The organism is Mycobacterium sp., assembly GCF_049608025.1.
Classification (GTDB): domain Bacteria; phylum Actinomycetota; class Actinomycetes; order Mycobacteriales; family Mycobacteriaceae; genus Mycobacterium.
Genome location: NZ_JBMYXC010000001.1, coordinates 1 through 20,646 on the forward strand (window position 1 = coordinate 1; position 20,646 = coordinate 20,646).

Sequence of the window (20,646 nt, forward strand, 5' to 3'; positions counted from 1 at the left end):
CTACAGCACACCACCGACAACTACCGACCACTCAACCCGCAACAGCTGGCAGCCCCCGCGATGTCAAGGAAGTTATCGGCCAGTGCGTCGGCGAATTCGGGATCGTTGATCGCATGGGGTACCCGAATCAGCTGTCGTCTCGCGGTCGGGTGGACACCGGCCTGGAGCGCGGAGAACAAGGCTTCGTCGGCATCGGCATCCCGGAACGGCCCGCCATCCACATCGATGATCGATAAGCCCTTTTCCGGAATCAGAAAGCGAACCTCCCCGTTCATCTGGTTCAACTTCGCTGCGATCCACTCGCCGAACCGACGGTTCTCATCGGGCGTGGTTCGCATCAGCGTCACCTGGGGATTGTGTACCAATAGCCGGCGATCTCGGTACTTCTCCGGGACGCTGTCCATCTCCCCGAAGTTCACCATGTCCAGCGCGCCACATGAACCTACGTAGGGCAGACCGGTACGAATCGGCGCACCCAGACGGTCTTGCCCGGCGCTCATCACGCCGCCGACCAGTAGATCGGCGATCTCGGTGGTCGTGCTATCGATCATCCCGGCGAGTAGCCCGTCATCGGCGAGCTTTTCCATCGTCCGTCCGCCGGTACCGGTGGCGTGGAAGACGAGGCACTCGAAGTCCTCGCTCAATTTGGCCACGACGGAGTCGACGCATGGAGTCGTCACGCCGAACATGCTCAGACCAATGGCCGGTCGAGTTGGTTGGTCTGCTGCCGGAACAACCCTGGCCACCGCGCCGGCCAGCATGTGGGCCGCGTTCCCCAGCACCATCCGGGAGATCGAATTCAGTCCGGCAACATCGACCACCGAGTACAGCATGGCGATGTCGTTGGGTCCCACGTAGGGAGCCACATTGCCCGACGCCACCGTCGAGACCATTATTTTGGGCGTTCCGAGCCGAAGATGACCCATACCCGGGGTGATGAGTGCGGTGTTTCCCGACCCGCCCAGGCCGATCATGCCGGAGATGCGATCTCCGTTTCTCTTCACCCAATCCGAGAAGACCTCCGACATCGCCGCTATAGCGGTGCCCCGATCGGATGTGCCGGCGAGTTTCGATTCAGCGCCGGCGAAACCGGCCTTTAGCTGCGCTGAGGAGACATCTGCCGGGGCATTGGAGCCGTTGGGACTGACGTCGACCAGCTTCACGCGCACACCGGCGGCGTCGATCAAATCACGGACGTACTCGAGATCTTCGAACTTGGTGTCGCAGGTTCCGACCACCACCGCGAAAGCGTCTTCGCCGGCGTCTCCAGGGGTTGCACGGTCCTGCAAGGCTCTGCACCTACTTCTTCACAGTTGAAGTCAGTAACTCATCAGGATGAGTCGGTCACGCACGCAGGATACGGTTGTCGCCGGTGGCGATGGTCAGATTGAACAGCGGCGATGGGCAGCGGTGTTGAGAATGTGTTTCCGACACAGAACCGAACAGCCCTCCGCGCCGAATGCATGACATGGGGTCTGGCCGTCACCGCGACACACGTTCTGGGCCGCCCATGCTGTATCGGATCGCGGCGCTCGCCATCGCCTCGCCGCGCCGGATACTGGTTATCACCGCACTGCTGATGGTCATTGCGGGCGTGTTCGCCGTTCCGGTGACCAAGAGTCTGTCGGCGGGCGGTTTTCAGGATCCGTCCGCCGAATCCTCCCGGGCGACCCAATTGCTCGCCGACAAGTTCGATCAATCAGAGATGCAGCTGATTTTCCTGGTGACCGCGCCCGACGGGATGTCCAGCCCAGCGGCCCGTGCCGCCGGCGCAGACATCGCCGGCTACCTCAGCAACGCGCCCCAGGAGCTCGGGGTGCTGGGGGTGGTCTCGGCCTGGACCGCACCGCCGGCGGCTGCGGACAGCCTCATCAGCGTCGACGCTAAGTCGGGGTTGGTTATTGCCGGCATTTCGGGGGGTGAGAAAGAGGCGCCGCAGCGGGCGCAAGCACTGGCGGACGGTGTGACCGAGTTGGTCGAGCGTCAGCACCCCGAGGTGACTGTGCAGGCGGGTGGAACCGCGATGGTGTTTGCGCAGATCACTTCCCAGACCGGTCGTGATGTCCTGGTGATGGAGGCGATCGCCCTCCCGCTCAGTTTCGCAGTACTGGTATGGATCTTCGGCGGTCTGCTGGCAGCGGCGCTGCCAGTGGCGGTGGGGGGGCTGGCGATCGTAGGCTCGTTGGCGCTCCTGCGACTGATCGCGCTGGGCACCGACGTCTCGATTTTCGCGCTCAACCTGTCGACGGCTCTGGGCCTGGCGTTGGCGATCGATTACACCCTGCTGATCGTCAGCCGCTACCGCGATGAGATCGCCGGGGGCGCGCAGCCAGACCAGGCGTTGATCCAGACGATGCTGACCGCTGGCCGGACCGTGGCATTCTCAGCGACCACGGTGGCCCTGTCGTTGTCCGCGATGGTTCTCTTCCCGATGTACTTTCTCAAGTCGTTCGCCTACGCGGGCATCGCGACGGTGGCGCTGTGCGCGCTAGCGGCGCTGGTCGTCACCCCGGCGGCCATCGTGGTGCTCGGGGGTCGCCTGGACGCCTACGACGTGCGCCGCGCCATCCGCCGACTGCGCGGCCGTGGCGAACCGTCCGCCACGCCGGTACGGCAAATGTTCTGGTACCGGTGGACCAAATCGGTGATGCGGCGCGCCGTGCCCATTGCTCTGGCGGGCTCGGCGGTGTTGATCGTGGCCGGACTGCCGTTTCTGGGAATCTCGTGGGGTTTCCCCGACGACCGGGTTCTTCCCGGTACAGCGTCGGCCCATCAGGTCGGTGACCGGATGCGCGAGGGTTTTGCCGACGACTCGGCCAATGCGGTATCCATCGTGATTCCCGACGCAACAGGCCTGACCGCACCCGAAATAGAGCAGTACGCCGCGCGACTGTCGACGGTGGGTGACGTAGGTTCGGTCAGCGCACCGACCGGCAGCTTCAACGAAGGAACCAAGGTGGGCCCCCCCGGTGCCGCTGCCGGGGTCTCCGACGGCAGCGCCTTGCTGACGGTGAGCACCGGCGTGCCGCTGTTCTCATCGGCCTCCGATACCCAGCTCGACCGGCTGCGGGAGGTAGCCACGCCCGGGGAGCGCCCCGTCGAGTTCACCGGGTTGGCTCAGATCAACCGGGACAGCGTCGCCTCGATTACCTCGCGGGTGCCGCTGGTGTTGGGCGTCATCGCCATCGTCACGTTCGCACTGCTGTTTCTGCTGACTGGCAGCGTTGTGTTGCCGGTCAAAGCGCTTGTCCTCAACGTTCTTTCGCTGACCGCCGCGTTCGGCGCTCTGGTGTGGATCTTTCAGGACGGCCATCTGGGCGCGTTCGGCACCACACCCACCGGCACGCTGGTCGCCACCATGCCAATCCTGCTGTTCTGCATAGCATTCGGACTGTCGATGGACTACGAGGTCTTCCTGATCGCGCGGATCCGCGAGTACTGGCTGGCCAGTCAACGCACCCGCGCCGACATGGATGACAGCGTGGCCCTCGGCCTGGCCCGCACCGGGCGGGTGATCACCGCCGCCGCACTGGTCATGTCGATCTCGTTCGCCGCTCTCATCGCCGCGGAGGTCTCGTTCATGCGGATGTTCGGGGTGGGTCTGACAGTCGCGATTCTGGTTGACGCGACCTTGGTACGGCTGATTCTGGTGCCGGCTTACATGCGGATCATGGGTCGATGGAATTGGTGGGCTCCTGCACCGCTGGCGCGGCTGCACAGCCGTATCGGTGTCAGCGAGACCGGGTCTGCGGACCAAAAAGGCTGGTCAAAGGTTTGATAGAAATTCCTATCCCGCTGACCCAACCAAACCCAGCCCGGCTCCGAATCATCTACACATGCCCGGTACGCAATGGAGCGGATTCGGTGTGACTGACATATCGCCGTGGAATAGGAATCGCTGAGTTGCCGAATACACGAGATCGACTTCTACCAAGACCCAAGGTTGGACACCGCGCGAAGGCGCGGCGGTGAACAGCGGTGAGGCGGGAATCCGCGTGCTGGCTCCGCCGCAACAGCACATCGGTGAATACCGCCGCCACCCCGTCGCCGGTGTCCCGGTGCACTGGCGCGACGACGTACGCGTGGCCGTGCGGGCACACCTCAGCGAGTTCGTTGCCGGAGAGTGTCGTGCCGACCTGGGCGCGGCTCGGGTCGACGTCGCCGGACAGATAATGTCGGGCTTCGTCGACGGCGGCAAATGCGTGCGGTCCACCTTCATGTATCTGGGCTGGTTGTGTGGTGCCGGACACGATGACTCGGCGCTGCGCGCGTCGGCGAGCCTCGAGCTTTTCCACGCGTTCGCCCTCATGCAAGACGATGTGATGGACGAATCCGCGCTGCGTCGCGGCCGGCCCGCGGCGCACGTTGTGTTCAGCCGCTGGCATCGTGACCGCGCGCTGACAGGCGCCTCGGACCGCTTCGGTGAGTCCGCAGCTGTGCTGCTCGGCGATCTGTGTTTGGTGTGGGCGGGCAAAATGTTGCGCGAGAGCGGTATCGGTGCCGATGCACTCGCGCGAGTGTGGCCCCGCTACGACGACATGCGGATCGAATTGGCCATCGGACAGTTCGCCGATCTGGTCAACGATGCGCAAGCTTTCCCGACGCTCGACGAGGTATTGGACGTGCTACGGCGGAAATCCGGCAACTACACCGTGCGCCGACCGTTGGAGATCGGCGGGGCCATGTCCGGGTGCCCGCCCGAGGTCATCCGCGCGCTCGGCGATTACGGTGCTGCTATCGGCGAAGCCTTCCAATTACGCGATGACCTGCTCGGTGTGTTCGGGTCACCCACGCTGACCGGGAAGTCGGTAAGCACGGACCTGGCGGCGCAGAAGGCGACCAGCGTCGTGGTGGCCGCGCACCAGCTGGCCGACAGTGCGCTGCGACGCCAACTCTCCGAGCTGATGAGCACCCCCAACTTGCGCCCCGCCGACACCGAACGCTGGCGAACATTGATCAACGCCAGCGGCGCGGCTCAATGGATTGAAGAGCTCATCGGGGAGCGGCTGAACAGCGCCATGAGTTCTCTGGATGCCGTGAAGATTCCCGAAACTGCCCGTGTCGCACTCGACGACATGGCCGTCATCTGTACTGAAAGGGCTGCCTGATGCGCACTATCGAGGGAAAAACCGACCGGGTCGTTGTGGTCGGAGCCGGGCTGTCCGGATTGTCGGCGGCACTGTATCTCGCCGGGCGCGGACGCAAAGTCACCGTCGTCGAACGCGGCGGCGTCCCTGGCGGCCGAGTCGGGCGGGCCGACGTGTCCGGTTATCGCATCGACACCGGCCCGACGGTGTTGACCATGCCCGACATCATCGACGAGGCCATGGCCGCGGTCGGGGACAGCCTGACCGACCGTCTCGAACTGCTACCGGTGCACCCGGCCTACCAGGCCATGTTCGCCGACGGCAGCTCCTTGGCAGTCCACACCGAGCCGGATGCGATGTTCGCCGAGGTCGAACGCTTTGCCGGACGCCGGGAAGCCGAGGGCTACCTCGACCTGCGCGCGTGGCTGACCAAGCTGTACGACACCGAGTTCGACGGATTCATCGGCGCCAATTTCGACTCACCGTTGTCGCTGTTGACTCCGCAACTGGCTCGCCTGATCGCGCTGGGCGGCTTCCGGCGCTGGGAGAAGGTGATCGGCCGGTTCCTGTCAGACGAACGCCTGCTTCGAGTGTTCACCTTCCAGGCCCTCTACGCCGGGGTGCCGCCGCAGAGCGCGTTGGCGGTGTACGCGGTCATCGCCTACATGGACACCATTGCCGGAGTGTATTTTCCGCGCGGCGGGATGCGCGCGTTGCCCGACGCGATGGCCGCCGCCGCCGCCGACGCCGGGGTCGAGTTCGTCTACGACTCAAAGGTTTCTGGGCTGGAGTGGAGCGGGTCGCGGGTCACCGGGGTGCGCACGCAGACCGACGAGCGCATCGCCGCGGACGCTGTCGTGCTCACCACCGAGCTTCCCGACACCTACCGGCTGCTGAACCGGACACCGCGCCGGCTGTCGAAGCTGCGCCCGGCACCCTCGGCCGTGGTCGCTCACATCGGCTGCCGCGCGGTCGGCAACGACGTCGGGCACCACACCATCGTGTTCGGCGACGCCTGGAAGCAGACGTTCGGCGACATCATCGACCACGGCCGCGTCATGCGGGACCCGTCACTGCTGGTGACCCGGCCCACGGCCAGTGATCCGAGCCTGGCTCCGCCGGGCCGCGACCTGCTCTACGTGTTGGCCCCGGCACCCAACACTGAAGTCGGGCAGGTTGATTGGGACGCCACCGGGTCGGCCTACGTCGAAGACATGCTTGGCGTGATCAACGAGCGCCTGCCCATGTTTGGTGACGATGTGGAGTTGTTGCACACGGTGAACCCCGCCGACTGGGGCCGCCAGGGCATGGCCGCCGGCACCCCGTTCGCGCTGGCCCACACCTTCAGCCAGACCGGACCGTTCCGGCCCGCCAACACCGTCCGCGGCGTCGAGAACGTGGTGCTGGCCGGCTCCTCGACGGTGCCGGGCGTGGGCGTGCCCACCGCGGTCATGTCGGGACGGCTGGCCGCGGACCGCGTCACCGGAGTAGTCACAAGCCGCCCTGACCGAGAGGTGTACCAACGATGATCGGATCCGAGCTAGACGCGGCCGGGCTGCGCGACCCGTCGTTGCGGGAGGCCTACCGGCAGTGCCGCAAGATCAACGCGCGGCACGGCAAGACCTTCTTCCTGGCTACCCGACTGCTGGCGCCCAGCCAGCGTCCGGCCGTGCACGCGCTCTACGGGTTCGCCCGGCGCGCCGACGATATCCTCGACGACTTCGACTCCCGCGGAAGCGAATTGCGCGCCGATCAGCTCCAGGCGCTGTCCACCCGGCTGTTCAACTCCCTGGTGGAGAACCAACCGTGCGATGATGATCCGGCCTTGACGGCGGTAGTGCACACCGCGCGCAAGTACGACATCGGATGGAATCTCTTTGACGACTTCCTGACATCGATGCGGATGGATTTGACGGTCACCGACTATCCGGATCGCGCGGCGTTGGACCGCTACATGTACGGGTCGGCGGAGGTGATCGGGCTGCAGCTACTGCCGATTCTCGGCACCGTCGGTTCGCGGGAAGACGCCGCACCACCTGCGGCAGCACTGGGAAAGGCATTTCAGCTCACCAACTTCATCAGGGATGTCGACGAGGATCTGCGCCGCGGCAGGATCTACCTGCCCGCCGATGAACTGGCTGCCCACGGCGTCGACCGAGAGCTGCTGCTCTGGTGTCAGAGCAGCAAGCGCACCGACCCCCGGGTGCGGCGCGCGCTGATGGATCAACACGCCGCGGCGCGCCAGGTATACGCCGAGGCCCAGCCGGGCATCGGTCAGCTGGCTCCGGTATCGCGACCCTGCGTCGGTGCGGCGCTGACGCTGTACTCAGAAATCCTGGAGCGCATCGAGGAGATCGATTTCCAGATCTTCAGCGAGCGTGCCACAGTCGGTAAGGCCCGACGGCTCAGCGTCGCCAGCAGCGGAATCGTGCGGTCGTGGGGTGCACGTCTACGACACGGAAGCAGGTGAGTGTGGATCGCTGGCAGTACCTGATCGTTCTGGGCGCGTGCCTGCTGATCACCGCTCCACTGGAGTTGTTCGGTCGCGGTGTCTACCGTCAGCCGCGGCGGCTGCTCGCAGCCCTGCTCCCGGTGGCCGCGGTGTTCCTGGTCTGGGACGTCATCGCGGTTGCCGCCGGCGTGTGGTGGTACAACCCCAGTTACATTCTGGGCCTGATCGCGCCCGGTGATCTGCCGTTGGAGGAAGTGCTGTTCTTCGTGGTCATTCCGCTGTGCGGTCTGCTCACCTACTCGGCGGTCGATCACATCCTCACGATGCTCAGCCGTTGGCGTACGGAGAGGAGGGCGAACCGATGAACGGGCTCGGCTATACGCTTCCGGCGGTCCTTGCGGTGATTGTGGTCTGCGTCCTCGAAACTCGGGTGTGGCGCACCGGACTGTTCCGTCGGCCCGCATACTGGATTTCGATGGCGATCGTGTTGGGCTTCCAGATTCCGGTCGACGGCTGGTTGACCAAACTGAGTGCTCCCATCGTCCTGTACAACGAACAGCACATGACCGGGATCCGTTTCCCGCTCGACATACCGATCGAGGACTTCCTGTTCGGCTTCGCGTTGGTGACTGCGGTACTGCTGCTCTGGGAGCGCCGGCGCCCGCAGTCTCGGTCGTCGGAGGTCTCCGAGGTGGCCGAGCAGCGATGAGCCAGCCAGATAGATTGCGTCAAACGCTGCCTGCCCGACCGGGCCGAAGCGATGCCGGATCACGTGACCGGGTGCCCCGCGTTGTTGTCGTCGGCGCCGGAATCGCCGGTCTTGCCGCCGCGGCCGGGCTCAGCGAGCGCGGCGTCAGCGTCGATGTCATCGAGGCGAACGACTACCTCGGCGGGCGGGTAGGGGGCTGGACCGACACCCTCTCGGATGGTTCGCCGACCGCGATGAATCGGGGTTTCCACGCGTTCTTCCGCCAGTACTACAACTTGAGATCTCTTCTGCGCCGCGCGGATCCACACCTGACGGCGCTCACGCCGGTCGACGACTATCCGTTGATCGACGCGACCGGACGCAGCGATACCTTTCGCGGGCTGCCGAACACACCGCTGGTGAACGCGCTGGCCTTTTCGCTACGCAGTCCGACATTCCGGCTACGCGATATGATTCGACTCGACGCCAAAGCAGCAGCGCCGCTGGCGATGGTGTCGGTGCCGCGCACGTATGACGAGCTTGATGACATCGATGCCGGTACGTTCCTCCGCGATATCAACTTTCCCACTGCAGCACGGCATCTGGCCTTCGAGGTGTTCGCTCGCAGTTTCTTCGCCCGGCCGGAGAAGCTGTCGGCGGCCGAGTTGGTCACCATGTTCCACATATACTTCCTCGGTTCGAGCGAAGGTCTGTTGTTCGACGTGGCGAACGCGAACTTCGATGTCGCACTGTGGAACCCGCTGCGGCAATATCTCGAATCGGTGGGTGTGCGTTTCCACACCGGGCTGGCAGTGGAGAGCCTCACGGCGGCCTCCGATATGCAGGTGGCCTGCGCAAGTGGTGACGGGTTCACCGCCGATGCGGCGGTGTTGGCAACCGACGTCACCGGCTTGCGGCGCATCGTGGCGGCATCGCCGGGACTCGGTGACGAAGACTGGCGACGTCGGGTCGACGATCTGCGCAACGCGCCACCATTCGTGGTGCTGCGGTTGTGGTTGGATCGCCCGGTCCGTAGCGATCGGGCACCCTTCATGGGTACCGGCGGGCGCCCGCCGTTGGACAATGTCAGCGTGCTGGAACGGTACGAACGCGAAGCGGCCCAGTGGGCCGCGCGGACCGGTGGTTCGGTGGTCGAACTGCACGCCTACTCGGTGGTCGACACCGACGAGCAGGTGCGCCGCGCCCTGGTGGCACGCATGCATGAGCTTTACCCCGAGACCGTCGGTGCATCCATCGTCGAAGAACGATTGTTGCGCAGAGACGACTGTCCCCGCCTGGCGCCGGGCGATTTCGCCCGGCGGCCCGGAGTGCAGACCCCTGATCCGCGGGTGATGTTGGCGGGGGACGGAATTCGGGTGGACCTGCCGGTTGCTCTGATGGAGCGGGCGGCGACCACCGGAGGGGTTGCGGCAAATCATCTCCTCGAGGGCTTCGGCCTGGCGGGCCACGTCCTGCATACCGTGCCCAATCACGGCCGATCGGCGCTGCTGCGCAGGCTGGCGGAGCGCGGGGTAAGTTCTCGGCGATGAGCAAGTTGTCTGATCTGCGACTCAGAGCGGCCAAATCTTGGCCCTTCGAACGACTGCCGGCATCCGACTGGTCAACGCAGAAGCCCACCTACGCAGAAGCCAATCCAGCGCTGATCCAGGCGGCGCTCTCACGTGCGCAGCGCCGCCCGAGCGGCAACTGGTTCGCCTTCGCTGCGAGCTCACAGATCGCCACCAAAGCCTGGGGCACCACCGTCGGCGGCGTGCAGATCGTGGCCTGGCGCGCAGCCGACGGAACTCTGCGGGTGGGGCCGCGCGCGTGTCCGCATCTGGGCGCAGACCTGGCCACCGCACCTGTCGAGTGCGGTGTGCTGGTGTGCCCCTGGCATGGCCTGCGACTCTCGGACCGTCGCCACGGTGCGTGGCGGCCCCTCCCGGCCCACGACGATGGCGTGTTGTGTTGGGTTCGCCTCGACGCCGTGGGCGCCGAGTCACCCACCGATGCCCCGATGGTTCCGCAACGCCCACCGAGTCCTCGACTGGCCGCAGTCGTCCGACTCGAAGGGGTCTGCGAGCCCTGCGATGTGGTCGCCAACAGGCTGGATCCGTGGCACGGAGCATGGTTTCACCCGTACTCGTTCGCGGGGCTCGAGGTGCTCAGCTCGCCGACTGCTGATGCCGACCTGCCCGAGGAATGCGATCGCTTCGTCGTCGCGGTCGCCTTCCGAATCGGCCGGCTCGGAGTGCCGGTCATCGCGGAGTTCACCACACCGGGTCCGCGTACTGTCGTCATGCGCATCATCGACGGCGAAGGGCAGGGCAGCGTGGTGGAGACACACGCGACGCCGCTGGGTCCCGGCCGGGACGGCTTGCCGCGCACCGCAGTCGTGGAAGCCACTATCGCCCACTCGGACAGGCGCCAGTTCGACAGGGCACTTCTGGTGGCTCCGGTGCTCAGATCACTGATGGGGATCGCGGCGACCCGGCTGTGGCGGGACGATCTCGCCTACGCCGAGCGGCTCTACGAGCTGCGGTCCTGATCGGGCCGCCCGATACCCGCATCGGCGAGCAGCGGGAGTTGCTCGATGGCCCAGGGGCTGATTGCCCACGGCAGCTGCGTGGCCAGCTGTAGCTGATCCCACGTCACCCAGGCGATGTCCATGACCTCAGCGGGGTCGGCGTTCACGGAGCCGGCCACGCGAGCGCAGAAGACCGGACAGACCTCGTACTCGGCGACACCGCCGGAATCGATCGCGTGATAGCGAAAGTCGGGAAGAACACAACGCAGTTCCACGATGTCCAGGCCGAGCTCTTCGGATGCCCGGCGGATCACCGCGTCCTCCATCGGTTCGTCGGGCCCGGGGTGTCCGCAGACCGAGTTGGTCCAGATGCCGGGGAAGGCCGACTTGCCCAGCGCCCGACGGGTCAGCAGCACGTTGTCGGCGTCGTTGAACAGGTAGCAGGAGAAAGCCAGATGCAGCGGCGTCGCGCCGTGATGGACCTCCGATTTGGGTGCGGTGCCGATGCGACGGCCCGCGTCGTCGAGGAGAACGACAAGCTCCTGGCTCTGGACTGAGTTCATGGGCACCACCGGCATTCGCTCGTACGGACGTGAACGGCATCTTATTGACCGCGCTTGTTACATTCGTTGCCGGCCGCGAGGTGGATGGGTCTTCGGGCCGACCTCGACCGACACGGGGACTTTCGTCCCATAGTCGCGGTGACCGTCGTCCCCTTATGCGCGATGCCCCTTACGTGCGGCACCGGGCGGCGATAGCGTTGCAGTACCGGCGGCACCGTCGTCGGCCATAAACGAGGAGGCACGCCGGATGTCCACCCAACCAGGATCTCGCGGGATCGTCGTGGGAGTCGACGGTTCGGCTCCGTCGAGAGTCGCCACCGACTGGGCCGCTCGTAGTGCCGCGCTGCGGCGCGCGCCGTTGACATTGGTCTACGTGCTTCCCGGCGCGACCGTGCAGTCGTGGATTCAGGTTCCGCTGCCATCCACATTCTTCGAGGACGAACAAGAGGCGGCGCGCCGGGCACTGGCCGACGCACGGGGTGTCGTGGAGGCCGTCACCGCAGGAGTCGACGGGGTCCGGATCGAAGAGAAGGTGGTCGAGGGGCAGCCGGTACAGGCGCTGGCCGACCTCAGCAAGGGCGCCGACCTCATCGTCGTCGGCAGTCGTGGACTGGGGAAGTGGGAACGTCGCCTGCTCGGTTCGGTCAGTTCCGGGCTGGTGCAGCACGCGCACTGCCCGGTCGCGGTGATCTACGACGAGGATCCGCTGATCCCGCATCCGGCCCAGGCGCCTGTCGTGGTGGGTATCGACGGCTCACCGGCATCCGAGCAGGCCACCGCGATCGCGTTCGATGAGGCATCGCGCCGCGGTGTCGACCTGGTCGCGGTCCACACCTGGAGCGACGCCGGCTATGAGCTGCCCGGCGTCGGCTGGAGCGAGACTCAAACCGAGGAGGACATGCTGCTGGCCGAGCGGTTGGCGGGCTGGCAGGAGCGCTACCCCGACGTGACCGTGCGCCGCGTGGTGCATCGAGATCAACCGGGTCGCGCACTGCTCGAGGAAGCTGAGCAGGGGCAGCTGCTGGTGGTGGGCAGCCACGGCCGAGGCGGTTTCGCCGGAATGCTGCTCGGCTCGGTGGGCTCGCAGGTGGTGCACTCAGCCCGGCAGCCGGTCATCGTCACCAGGCAATGACCCCATGGGGGCCGGACGCGAACGCTGACTAGCGCGAAGTGAGCCGCGCATAGCGGGTCACATGGTGATCGGTCGACCCGAATTCGAACTGTAGGGCGGTCAGCCGCTTGAAGTAGTGCCCGATGGCCAGTTCCTCGGTCATTCCCATGCCACCGTGCAGTTGGACCGCCTGCTGCCCGACGAACTGAGCCGCCCGGCCCACCGTCGCCTTGGCCACCGAGACGGCGCGGGCGCGCCTGGCGTCATCAGTCTGTAGGTTGAGGATCGCCAGATGCACAGCTGCGGTTGACTGTTCGACCTGCATATACATGTCCACCATGCGGTGCTGGAGCACCTGGAAGCTGCCGATCGGCTGTCCGAACTGTTGTCGTTGCTTGCAGTACTCGACGGTGTCGGCCAGCACCTTGCGCATGCACCCCACCGCTTCGGCGCAGATCGCCGCGGCGCCTTCATCGCGCGCCTGCGCAAGGGACGCCCACGCGCCGCCTTCGTCGCCCAGCAGTGCGTCGGCAGGTAGCCGAAGGCCGTCCAACACGATGTCAGAAGCCCTCCGGTCATCGATCGTGGGGTAGTTCTTCAGCTCCATACCCGATGTGGCCGAGTCGATCTCGACGACGAACAGTGATATGCCGTCGGTGTCACCACCCTCGCCTGATGTTCGCGCGGTGATCAGCACGTGGCTGGCCAGCGGCGTGCTGGCCGAGACGATTTTCGACCCGGTCAGTACCCACTGGTCGCCGTCGCGCCGGGCGAGGGTCGAGACGTCCTGCCAGTGCTCACCCGAGGTCGGTTCGGTGGCTGCCAAGGTGACGATTGCCGAACCCGAGACGATCCTCTTCACCAGCTCTGCGCCGATTCCGCCGGTTGCGCGGCGTAGCAAACCCGCTGCCACCACTGCGGTGTCGATGAAAGGCTCGACTACCAGAGCGTGCCCCAGCGCCTCGGCGATCAGCATCATCTCCACCGGGCCGCCGCCGTCGCCGCCGCACTCCTGCGGTAGCGCGGCGCCGAGAATCCCGAGCTCGACGGCGAAGGCCTGCCAGATATCGGGCTGCCAGCCCTGCCCGGTCTTGGCGGCGCGCCGGCTCGTGTCGAGGTCGTAGCGGGTCGCGAGGAACCTGCCGAGTCCGTTGCGCAGCAGTTCCTGTTCTTCGGTGAGTGTGAAGTCCATCTACAGCCCCAATGCAGCCTTGGCCAGAATGTTTCGCTGAATCTCGTTGCTGCCGGCGTAGATCGAGCCGGCGCGGTCATTGAAGTAGCGCAGCGGTGCCACCGCCTGCCAGGCCTCTCCGCTCACGTACCCACCCGTGGGCGGTTCGAAGTCGGCGATGGGTCCGCCCGGACATGTTGCGTGGGGTTGGTACACCCGTCCCCGCGGACCGGCCGCCTCCATTGCGAGTTCGGTGATCGACTGGCTCAATTCGGTGCTGAGTATCTTGAGCATCGACGACTTGGCTCCCGGATTGCCGCCCTGCGCCACGACAGTCAGCACGTGGTATTCGAGGATCTCGAGGACTTCGGTGCGAATCCGAACATCTGCCAGCTTGCGCGCGAAGGCGGAATCGTCGAGCAGCGGACCTCCGCCGGGCCCGGGTTGTCCGGCGGCCGCTGTCGCGATCTCGTCGGCCATCACCTGCAGTGGCGGGGCGGACGCGCCGCCGCCGCGCTCGAACTCCAATAGGTATTTCGCGACGGTCCAGCCGTCGTTGATTTCGCCGATGACGTTGGCCTTGGGCACCCGCACCTCGTCGAAGAACACCTGGTTCTGCACTTCTTCGCCCGAGGTCATCACCAGGGGGCGGATCTCGATGCCGGGTGCGGACATCTCACAGAGGACGAAGGTGATGCCGCGCTGTTTCTTGTCGGTGCGGGCGGTGCGCACCAGCGCGAACATCCAGTTCGCTTCCTGGGCGTGGGTGGTCCAGATCTTGCTGCCCGTGCAGACCAGGTTCTCACCGTCGTCGCGGGCGGTCATGGACAACGCCGCCAGATCCGAACCCGCCTCCGGTTCGGAGTAGCCCTGGCAGAAGAACACCTCGCCGGTCAGGATCCGCGGCAGGAAGTAGTTCTTCTGCTCGTCAGTGCCGAACTTGATGATCGCGTGGGCGACCATCTTGATCCCCATCGGCGATAGTGACGGTGCGCCGACCAACGCCGACTCGCGGCTGAAGATGTAGTGCTGGGTGAGGCTCCAGTCGCAGCCGCCATGAGCCGTCGGCCACGCCGGCGCTGCCCAACCGCGTTCGTGCAGAATCCGCTGCCATTCCATGCTGGCGTCATGGTCGGCGTAGACGCTGGTCATCAGGCGACCGGCGCGACGCAATTCGGGCGTCAACTTCTCGTCGAGGAAAGCGCGTACCTCGTCGCGGAACGCGAGGTCGGCCGCCGACCACTGCAGGTCCATCAAAGGTCCCCTTTTCGTTGTGAAGCTAGAGACACGGTAAACCTGGTCAGCCAAGTAGGTCCGCTGGGACTGCACAACCGAGTATTCGGGATCGCGGCCTGTCCTCATACCGGGGCGCGGTCACGACCGGGGTGCGGGCACCGGTGTTCGCCACCCGTTCAGTGGTACGTTGCGGGTCTGCAGCCAGGGCCGGCGAATATGGAGTGGACAACCGTGACGTCGGATCTGCACTGGGACGACGAGGTCGACGTCGTGTGTACCGACGCCGGGGTTGCGGGGCTCGCGGGTGCGATCTCTGCCGTCGACGAGGGCGCCGAGGTTCTGGTTGCATGCGCGCCGGCCCCGGAGGCAGGCGCCGCTCCGGACGGCCAACCAGGCTGGTTCCCCCTCGACTTCGGTGACGCCGAGACAGCTGCCTACCTTGCTGAGCTTCTGGATGATCTGGACCCAGCGGGACTCCCGCAACTCGACGAAGTTCTGCCGATCCGCACGGCTGCCGTAGTCGCCGCGGCGCCGGATCGGCGGATTGCCCCGTTCGTCGGTGCGCAGTTGCGGGATTGGACCGCGCGGTGCATCTCCTCGCCGTCGGGCTACCTGTACACCCGCGTCACCGATTGGAACTGCGCGGCGCTGGAGTCCGGCGACGGGGAGGGAGTCGAGGTTGCCGAGATCGGATCCCTGCCCGCAGGCCCCGGCGATATCGTGGGCGCAGTGCTCGAGTGGCTGGAGACCGAGGCGAACGAACGGGGCGTCAGGGCGTATCCGGTACAGCGATTCGAGCGCCTAGTGTTCGATGAGGGCGAGGTGATCGGGGCTGTCTTCGCGACCACGGACGGCCCTTGGACAGTTCATGCTCGCCATGGAGTCCTGTTCTGCCGAAACGGATTTCCGCTGGGCCGAGCTACTTGTCCGCCCGGCATCGGCGATACCGTCTTACGGGTCGCGCTGGTGGGCAAGCTGGCCAGCCGGTTCGGCCGGGTCGAGCTGCTGATGCCCGGTGAAGCCTAGATTTCCAGCCGAATCCGCCCTTCGGCCGGCGCGACTCCGTGGATGCTGGGACGGTCGGGCGCGAAAGCAGCGGGATGGTGCCGCGACTGCGCCCGCACCGCTGTGGCACTGTGAGGAAAGCGTCATCGATTCTCGGCGTATCGAGTGGCTGTCCGTCGATGCGGTCCCAGGTCAAAGGAGACAGGTGTGAAGAAGTTCAACGGGCTGGCTGAATTGATCGCCGCCGAAGGCGAACAACTGGGCCCCACGGAGTGGCTCGACATCACCCAGGATCGAGTCGACCTGTTCGCTGATGCCACCGACGACCATCAATGGATCCACGTCGACCCGGAACGGGCGGCCGGTGGGCCCTTCGGCGGAACGATCGCCCACGGACTGCTGACGTTGTCGCTGATCCCACACTTCACCCAGCAGCTCTACCGCGTCGGCAACGTCGCGATGGCGATCAACTACGGATACAACAGGGTTCGCTTCATCACCCCCGTCCGGGTCGGCGCCAGGCTCCGGGCTAGGGCTGAAATCGCCTCGGTCGCCCAGCTCGACGGCGCAGTGCAGGCGACCCTCAACACGACCGTCGAGATCGAGGGATCTGAGAAGCCGGCCGCCGTGGCAGAGTCGATTGTGCGATTCATCGGCTGACTGACGGACAGCCGATGATTCAGGCGGCGCTTCTGTACGTCCGTCGGGGACTCAGTAGTGAGTTGAACCCTGATCGACCGAGATCGCACTCGCAGTAACATATTTCGACTCATCGCCGGCCAGCCAGCACACCGCATCGGCGATGTCCTCAGGTTCGACCACCCAGGTCGGCAGGAACGGTGTCAACATGTGGGCCAACTGCGGGTTGGTGTCCACCGCCGCGGTCAGCGCGGTGACCATGTCGCCGGTGCCCATCTCGGTCGTGACCGGTCCGGGGTGCACGCTGTTCACCCGTATCGAATGTTTACCGAGTTCGGCGGCCAGGGCGCGTGCCATTCCGGTGACCGCGTGCTTACTCGCGGTGTAGTGCACCATGAACGGTTGCATCTTGACCCCCGCGGCGGAGCTGATCAGGATGATCGATCCGCCGCGCCCGCCGTCGATCATCTGGTGGGCACCTGCCATGACGGTGTTCCAGGTGCCGGTCACGTTGATGTCCATGACATCGCGAAAGTCTTTGGGGCGAATGCGATCCCACACCTGCGGTGCGCTGATACCGGCGTTGGCGACGATGATGTCGAGCCTGCCGAACTCGGAAACCCCGGCGGTAACCGCGGCATTGAGCGCCTCGTGGTCGCGGGTGTCCACCACCGATGCGACGATTCGGCGGCCGGTTTCCCGCACGAGCCTGATCGTTTCGTCGAGGTCATCGGGGGTTGCGGGGTGGTAGGGCACGCAGCCCGGGAGGGGACCCGCGATGTCGACGGCGATGATGTCCGCACCTTCGTTCGCCATCCGCACGGCGTGCGCACGACCCTGCCCGCGGGCGGCTCCCGTGATAAACGCGACCCGTCCCGGAAGCCGACCGTTCATCGCTTCGCTGCCTTCACCAGTCCGCCGCCAATGATCAGCCGCTGAATCTCGCTGGTGCCCTCGTAGAGTCGGAGCAGCCGGACATCGCGGTAAATCCGTTCCACCGGAACCTCGCGCATGTAGCCACTTCCGCCGTGGACCTGCACGGCGAGGTCAGCTACTGTGCCGGCCATTTCGGTGCAGAAGAGCTTCGCGGCCGACGGTGCGATTCTCCGATCCTCGTTGGTGATCCATTTCTGAGCGGTGTCACGCACCAGGGCGCGCCCGGCCAGCACTCCAGTCTGCTGGTCGGCGAGCATCGCCTGCACCAACTGGAATTGCCCGATCGCGGTGCCGCCCTGCGTCGCAGTTGCGGCGTAGTTCACCGACTCGTCGAGAGCGCGCTGCGCCGTCCCCACCGCGATCGCGGCGATGTGCACCCGGCCGCGTGCCAGCGAGGTCAGCGCCGCGCGGTAGCCGATGTCCTCGCTACCGCCGACCAGGGCGCCGTTGGATACGCACACCTCGTTGAAGCTGACGTCGGCGGTCCACGCGCCCTCCTGGCCCATCTTCTTGTCGTGGGTGCCGACTTCGACTCCTGGCGCGTCGGCGGGCACCAGAAAAACTGCGATCCCGGCTCCCTTGTCGTCGGCCGGCCTGGTCCGGGCGAATGTCACGAACACCTCGGCGGTGGGGGCGTTGGTGATGAACCGCTTCTGGCCGTTGATGACCCAGGACGCGTCAGGTGAGTCGCCGTCGCGCACGGCCCTGGTTCGTAACCCTGACGGGTTGGACCCCGCACCCGGCTCGGTGAGCGCGAACGACGCGACGACGTCACCCGAGGCGATTCCTTCCAGCCACGTCGACTTCTGTTCGTCGGTGCCGTAGCCGACGAGCACTTGACCGGCGATCCCGTTGTTGGTTCCGAACATCGATCGCAGCGCCAAAGACGTGTAGCCCAGTTCCATGGCGAGCTCGACATCCTGGGCGAGGTTCAGGCCAAGACCGCCGAACTGCTGGGGGATCGCGTAGCCGAACAAGCCCATCTTCTTGGCTTGCTCCCGCAGGTCGTCGGGCACCCGGTCCTCGGCGAGAATCTCTTGCTCACGCGGGACCACGGTGCTGCGGACGAAGTGGCGAGTCTGGGCCAGGATCTGCTGGAAGTCGTCGTCGCTGACTTCGGCGCTGGTCATAGGCTGAGCTCCTCGACAGATATGCTTTCAAATATCGTATATTAAATATGATCATGGCTATAAAGCGCGACCGAGGCGAGGATTGGTGGACAAGGTGTCGATGCTGACTGGTCGGACGGCGGTGATCACCGGTGGTGCCCAGGGTCTGGGTTTCGCGATCGCGCAGTGCTTTATCGCCGAAGGCGCGCGCGTCGTGCTGGGCGACGTGAACCTGGCTGCGACTCGGGCCGCCGCCGAGACATTGGGCGGCGAAAGCGTGGTGCGCGCGGTGCGTTGCGACGTGACCAGTTCCGCGGACGTTGCTGCATTGGTCACGGCAGCGGTGGACGGATTCGGCGGACTGGACATCATGGTCAACAATGCCGGCATCACCCGCGACGCGACGATGCGCAAGATGACCGAGGACCAATTCGACGAGGTGATCGCAGTGCACCTGAAAGGTACCTGGAATGGCTTGCGGGCGGCGGCAGCGATCATGCGGGAAAACAAGAGTGGCGCGATCGTCAACATGTCGTCGATCTCCGGGAAAGTCGGCATGGTCGGCCAGACCAACTACTCGGCGGCCAAGGCCGGCATCGTCGGGATGACCAAGGCCGCCGCCAAGGAACTGGCCTACCTGGGGGTACGGGTAAACGCCATCCAGCCGGGACTCATTCGATCAGCGATGACCGAGGCTATGCCGCAACGCATCTGGGATTCCAAGGTTGCCGAGGTGCCGATGGGTCGTGCCGGCGAACCCGATGAGGTCGCCAAGGTGGCGCTGTTCCTGGCATCTGACCTGTCGTCGTACATGACCGGTACGGTCATGGAAGTTACCGGCGGCCGGCACCTGTGACACGCGAGGCTGTCATATGTGAGCCGGTACGCACGGCGATCGGCCGCTACCATGGCGCATTTTCATCGCTGACGGCGGTAGACCTCGGGGTTGCCGCGCTCAGAGGACTGCTCGAACGAACCGGCATCGCCCCGGATTCGGTGGAGGACGTGATCGTCGGTCACTGCTATCCGAGCATGGAAGCGCCCGCCATCGGGAGGGTGATCGCCCTCGACGCCGGACTGCCGGTGACGGTGCCGGGAATGCAGATCGATCGGCGCTGTGGATCCGGCCTGCAGGCGGTGATTCAGGCGTGCATGCAAGTGGCGAGCGGCAATAACGATCTGGTGGTCGCCGGCGGCGCCGAATCCATGACCAACGTGGTCTTCCATTCGACCGATATGCGCTGGGGCGGCGCTCGTGGCGGCATCACGGTGCACGATGCGCTGGCTCGTGGGAGAACTACCGCGGGCGGCCGGGACTACCCGGTGCCCGGCGGAATGCTGGAGACCGCGGAGAACCTGCGCCGGAGTTACGAGATTCCGCGCGAGGAGCAGGATGAGTTGGCGGCCCTGTCGCACCGCCGGGCGGTAGCCGCTCAGAAAGATGGGCTCCTGAATGAGGAGATCATTCCGGTGACGGTGCCACCGCGCGGGCGCAAAGAAGCCCCGAACATCATCGACACTGATGAACACCCGCGCGCCGACACCTCGGCGGAGTCCCTCGCCACGCTCAAACCGGTTCTGCGAAAGGATGATCCAGGCGCCACCGTGACGGCGGGGAACTCCAGCGGGCAGAACGATGCCGCGTCGATGTGTCTGGTGACCACTGCCCAGAAGGCCGCTGAGCTCGGACTCAGACCGCTGGTCCGACTGGTGTCCTGGGGGCTGGCGGGTGTGGCCCCCGATGTCATGGGCATCGGTCCGGTGCCCGCCACTGCGGCCGCTCTGAGGAAAGCTGGACTCGAGCTCGTCGATATGGACCTCATCGAGCTCAATGAGGCGTTCGCCGCCCAGGCGTTGGCGTGCATGCGCGAATGGAATTTCTCGGCAACAGATCTGGAGCGCACCAATGTGCGCGGATCGGGGATCTCCCTCGGCCACCCGGTCGGGGCGACCGGCGGACGGATGCTCGCAACGCTGGCGCGCGAACTTGACCGCCGCGGCCTGCGCTATGGCTTGGAGACCATGTGTATCGGTGGCGGCCAGGGGCTGGCCGCAGTATTCGAGACCTTCTCATCGAAAGGGACAGTCGTGTGACCGACAGCGAGAAGCGAATCAGGATCGC

The 20,646-nt window shown here is 65.6% G+C and carries 19 protein-coding genes; 13 read left to right on the plus strand and 6 right to left on the minus strand.

Annotated features, from left to right (window positions below):
• Positions 1 to 20: 20 nt before the first annotated feature.
• Entirely contained in the window at positions 21 to 1,289 is a 1,269-nt protein-coding gene (locus ACPGXI_RS00005; protein ID WP_526648521.1) for a Tm-1-like ATP-binding domain-containing protein, read from the minus strand.
• Between the two features lie 221 nt (positions 1,290 to 1,510).
• On the opposite strand from ACPGXI_RS00005, the gene ACPGXI_RS00010 reads away from it, so the two are divergent.
• From ACPGXI_RS00010 to ACPGXI_RS00045, 8 genes are all read left to right on the plus strand, one after another.
• Positions 1,511 to 3,778, plus strand: coding sequence for an MMPL family transporter (locus tag ACPGXI_RS00010; RefSeq protein WP_526648523.1), 2,268 nt, complete (start codon positions 1,511 to 1,513; stop codon positions 3,776 to 3,778).
• A 241-nt stretch (positions 3,779 to 4,019) separates the two neighbouring features.
• Positions 4,020 to 5,108: a polyprenyl synthetase family protein gene (locus tag ACPGXI_RS00015; RefSeq protein WP_526648798.1), complete on the plus strand. Its 1,089-nt coding sequence runs from the start codon at positions 4,020 to 4,022 to the stop codon at positions 5,106 to 5,108.
• Positions 5,108 to 6,616, plus strand: coding sequence for a phytoene desaturase family protein (gene crtI, locus ACPGXI_RS00020; RefSeq protein ID WP_526648525.1), 1,509 nt, complete (start codon positions 5,108 to 5,110; stop codon positions 6,614 to 6,616). The genes ACPGXI_RS00015 and crtI overlap by 1 nt, the downstream gene beginning before the upstream one ends.
• Positions 6,613 to 7,557 (plus strand): phytoene/squalene synthase family protein, encoded by a 945-nt coding sequence (locus ACPGXI_RS00025; protein WP_526648527.1) that lies wholly within the window; start codon positions 6,613 to 6,615, stop codon positions 7,555 to 7,557. Before crtI ends, ACPGXI_RS00025 begins: the two co-directional genes overlap by 4 nt.
• Positions 7,558 to 7,559: 2 nt before the next feature.
• Complete coding sequence (locus tag ACPGXI_RS00030; protein WP_526648529.1) at positions 7,560 to 7,904, plus strand: lycopene cyclase domain-containing protein; 345 nt, start codon at positions 7,560 to 7,562, stop codon at positions 7,902 to 7,904.
• The gene (locus tag ACPGXI_RS00035) at positions 7,901 to 8,248 is read left to right on the plus strand and encodes a lycopene cyclase domain-containing protein (RefSeq protein ID WP_526648531.1); all 348 of its coding nucleotides are present in this window, start codon (positions 7,901 to 7,903) and stop codon (positions 8,246 to 8,248) included. The genes ACPGXI_RS00030 and ACPGXI_RS00035 overlap by 4 nt, the downstream gene beginning before the upstream one ends.
• On the plus strand, positions 8,245 to 9,777 hold the full coding sequence (locus ACPGXI_RS00040; protein ID WP_526648533.1) for an FAD-dependent oxidoreductase: 1,533 nt from the start codon (positions 8,245 to 8,247) through the stop codon (positions 9,775 to 9,777). The genes ACPGXI_RS00035 and ACPGXI_RS00040 overlap by 4 nt, the downstream gene beginning before the upstream one ends.
• Positions 9,774 to 10,775, plus strand: coding sequence for a DUF5914 domain-containing protein (locus ACPGXI_RS00045; RefSeq protein ID WP_526648535.1), 1,002 nt, complete (start codon positions 9,774 to 9,776; stop codon positions 10,773 to 10,775). The genes ACPGXI_RS00040 and ACPGXI_RS00045 overlap by 4 nt, the downstream gene beginning before the upstream one ends.
• Here the strand turns inward: ACPGXI_RS00045 and idi are convergent.
• Entirely contained in the window at positions 10,757 to 11,317 is a 561-nt protein-coding gene (idi, locus tag ACPGXI_RS00050; protein WP_526648536.1) for an isopentenyl-diphosphate Delta-isomerase, read from the minus strand. The genes ACPGXI_RS00045 and idi overlap by 19 nt on opposite strands.
• A 247-nt stretch (positions 11,318 to 11,564) precedes the next feature.
• Between idi and ACPGXI_RS00055 the strand changes: the two genes are divergently transcribed.
• Positions 11,565 to 12,449 (plus strand): universal stress protein, encoded by an 885-nt coding sequence (locus ACPGXI_RS00055; protein ID WP_526648538.1) that lies wholly within the window; start codon positions 11,565 to 11,567, stop codon positions 12,447 to 12,449.
• Positions 12,450 to 12,477: 28 nt separating this feature from the next.
• Here the strand turns inward: ACPGXI_RS00055 and ACPGXI_RS00060 are convergent, their stop codons facing one another.
• Together ACPGXI_RS00060 and ACPGXI_RS00065 are read right to left on the minus strand one after the other, a co-directional pair.
• Positions 12,478 to 13,620 carry an acyl-CoA dehydrogenase family protein gene (locus ACPGXI_RS00060; RefSeq protein WP_526648540.1) on the minus strand — a complete coding sequence of 381 codons (1,143 nt, stop codon included), beginning with the start codon at positions 13,618 to 13,620 and terminating at the stop codon, positions 12,478 to 12,480.
• Complete coding sequence (locus ACPGXI_RS00065; protein WP_526648542.1) at positions 13,621 to 14,853, minus strand: acyl-CoA dehydrogenase family protein; 1,233 nt, start codon at positions 14,851 to 14,853, stop codon at positions 13,621 to 13,623. It lies immediately after the preceding gene.
• Between the two features lie 213 nt (positions 14,854 to 15,066).
• On the opposite strand from ACPGXI_RS00065, the gene ACPGXI_RS00070 reads away from it, so the two are divergent.
• Both ACPGXI_RS00070 and ACPGXI_RS00075 read left to right on the plus strand, forming a co-directional pair.
• Positions 15,067 to 15,861, plus strand: a complete 795-nt coding sequence (locus ACPGXI_RS00070) for a hypothetical protein (protein ID WP_526648544.1) — start codon at positions 15,067 to 15,069, stop codon at positions 15,859 to 15,861.
• A 186-nt stretch (positions 15,862 to 16,047) separates the two neighbouring features.
• Positions 16,048 to 16,500, plus strand: coding sequence for a MaoC family dehydratase (locus ACPGXI_RS00075; RefSeq protein WP_526648546.1), 453 nt, complete (start codon positions 16,048 to 16,050; stop codon positions 16,498 to 16,500).
• Between the two features lie 51 nt (positions 16,501 to 16,551).
• On the opposite strand, the gene ACPGXI_RS00080 is transcribed toward ACPGXI_RS00075, so the two are convergent.
• Together ACPGXI_RS00080 and ACPGXI_RS00085 are read right to left on the minus strand one after the other, a co-directional pair.
• Positions 16,552 to 17,373, minus strand: coding sequence for a mycofactocin-coupled SDR family oxidoreductase (locus ACPGXI_RS00080; protein ID WP_526648548.1), 822 nt, complete (start codon positions 17,371 to 17,373; stop codon positions 16,552 to 16,554).
• Entirely contained in the window at positions 17,370 to 18,545 is a 1,176-nt protein-coding gene (locus ACPGXI_RS00085; protein ID WP_526648550.1) for an acyl-CoA dehydrogenase family protein, read from the minus strand. The genes ACPGXI_RS00080 and ACPGXI_RS00085 overlap by 4 nt, the downstream gene beginning before the upstream one ends.
• A 100-nt stretch (positions 18,546 to 18,645) precedes the next feature.
• Here ACPGXI_RS00085 and fabG point away from each other — a divergent pair, with 100 nt between their 5' ends.
• Together fabG and ACPGXI_RS00095 are read left to right on the plus strand one after the other, a co-directional pair.
• Positions 18,646 to 19,380, plus strand: coding sequence for a 3-oxoacyl-ACP reductase FabG (fabG, locus tag ACPGXI_RS00090; protein ID WP_526648552.1), 735 nt, complete (start codon positions 18,646 to 18,648; stop codon positions 19,378 to 19,380).
• Positions 19,377 to 20,618 carry a thiolase family protein gene (locus ACPGXI_RS00095; RefSeq protein WP_526648554.1) on the plus strand — a complete coding sequence of 414 codons (1,242 nt, stop codon included), beginning with the start codon at positions 19,377 to 19,379 and terminating at the stop codon, positions 20,616 to 20,618. Before fabG ends, ACPGXI_RS00095 begins: the two co-directional genes overlap by 4 nt.
• The last annotated feature ends 28 nt before the right edge of the window (positions 20,619 to 20,646 follow it).

Bases quoted from the DNA above. Each gene is read 5' to 3' on its own strand.
- ACPGXI_RS00010 (WP_526648523.1), top strand. From the start codon at position 1,511: ATGCTGTATCGGATCGCGGCGCTCGCCATCGCCTCGCCGCGCCGGATA.
- crtI (WP_526648525.1), top strand. From the start codon at position 5,108: ATGCGCACTATCGAGGGAAAAACCGACCGGGTCGTTGTGGTCGGAGCC.
- ACPGXI_RS00025 (WP_526648527.1), top strand. From the start codon at position 6,613: ATGATCGGATCCGAGCTAGACGCGGCCGGGCTGCGCGACCCGTCGTTG.
- ACPGXI_RS00035 (WP_526648531.1), top strand. From the start codon at position 7,901: ATGAACGGGCTCGGCTATACGCTTCCGGCGGTCCTTGCGGTGATTGTG.
- ACPGXI_RS00040 (WP_526648533.1), top strand. From the start codon at position 8,245: ATGAGCCAGCCAGATAGATTGCGTCAAACGCTGCCTGCCCGACCGGGC.
- ACPGXI_RS00045 (WP_526648535.1), top strand. From the start codon at position 9,774: ATGAGCAAGTTGTCTGATCTGCGACTCAGAGCGGCCAAATCTTGGCCC.
- idi (WP_526648536.1), bottom strand. From the start codon at position 11,317: ATGAACTCAGTCCAGAGCCAGGAGCTTGTCGTTCTCCTCGACGACGCG.
- ACPGXI_RS00055 (WP_526648538.1), top strand. From the start codon at position 11,565: ATGTCCACCCAACCAGGATCTCGCGGGATCGTCGTGGGAGTCGACGGT.
- ACPGXI_RS00060 (WP_526648540.1), bottom strand. From the start codon at position 13,620: ATGGACTTCACACTCACCGAAGAACAGGAACTGCTGCGCAACGGACTC.
- ACPGXI_RS00065 (WP_526648542.1), bottom strand. From the start codon at position 14,853: ATGGACCTGCAGTGGTCGGCGGCCGACCTCGCGTTCCGCGACGAGGTA.
- ACPGXI_RS00080 (WP_526648548.1), bottom strand. From the start codon at position 17,373: ATGAACGGTCGGCTTCCGGGACGGGTCGCGTTTATCACGGGAGCCGCC.
- ACPGXI_RS00085 (WP_526648550.1), bottom strand. From the start codon at position 18,545: ATGACCAGCGCCGAAGTCAGCGACGACGACTTCCAGCAGATCCTGGCC.
- fabG (WP_526648552.1), top strand. From the start codon at position 18,646: ATGCTGACTGGTCGGACGGCGGTGATCACCGGTGGTGCCCAGGGTCTG.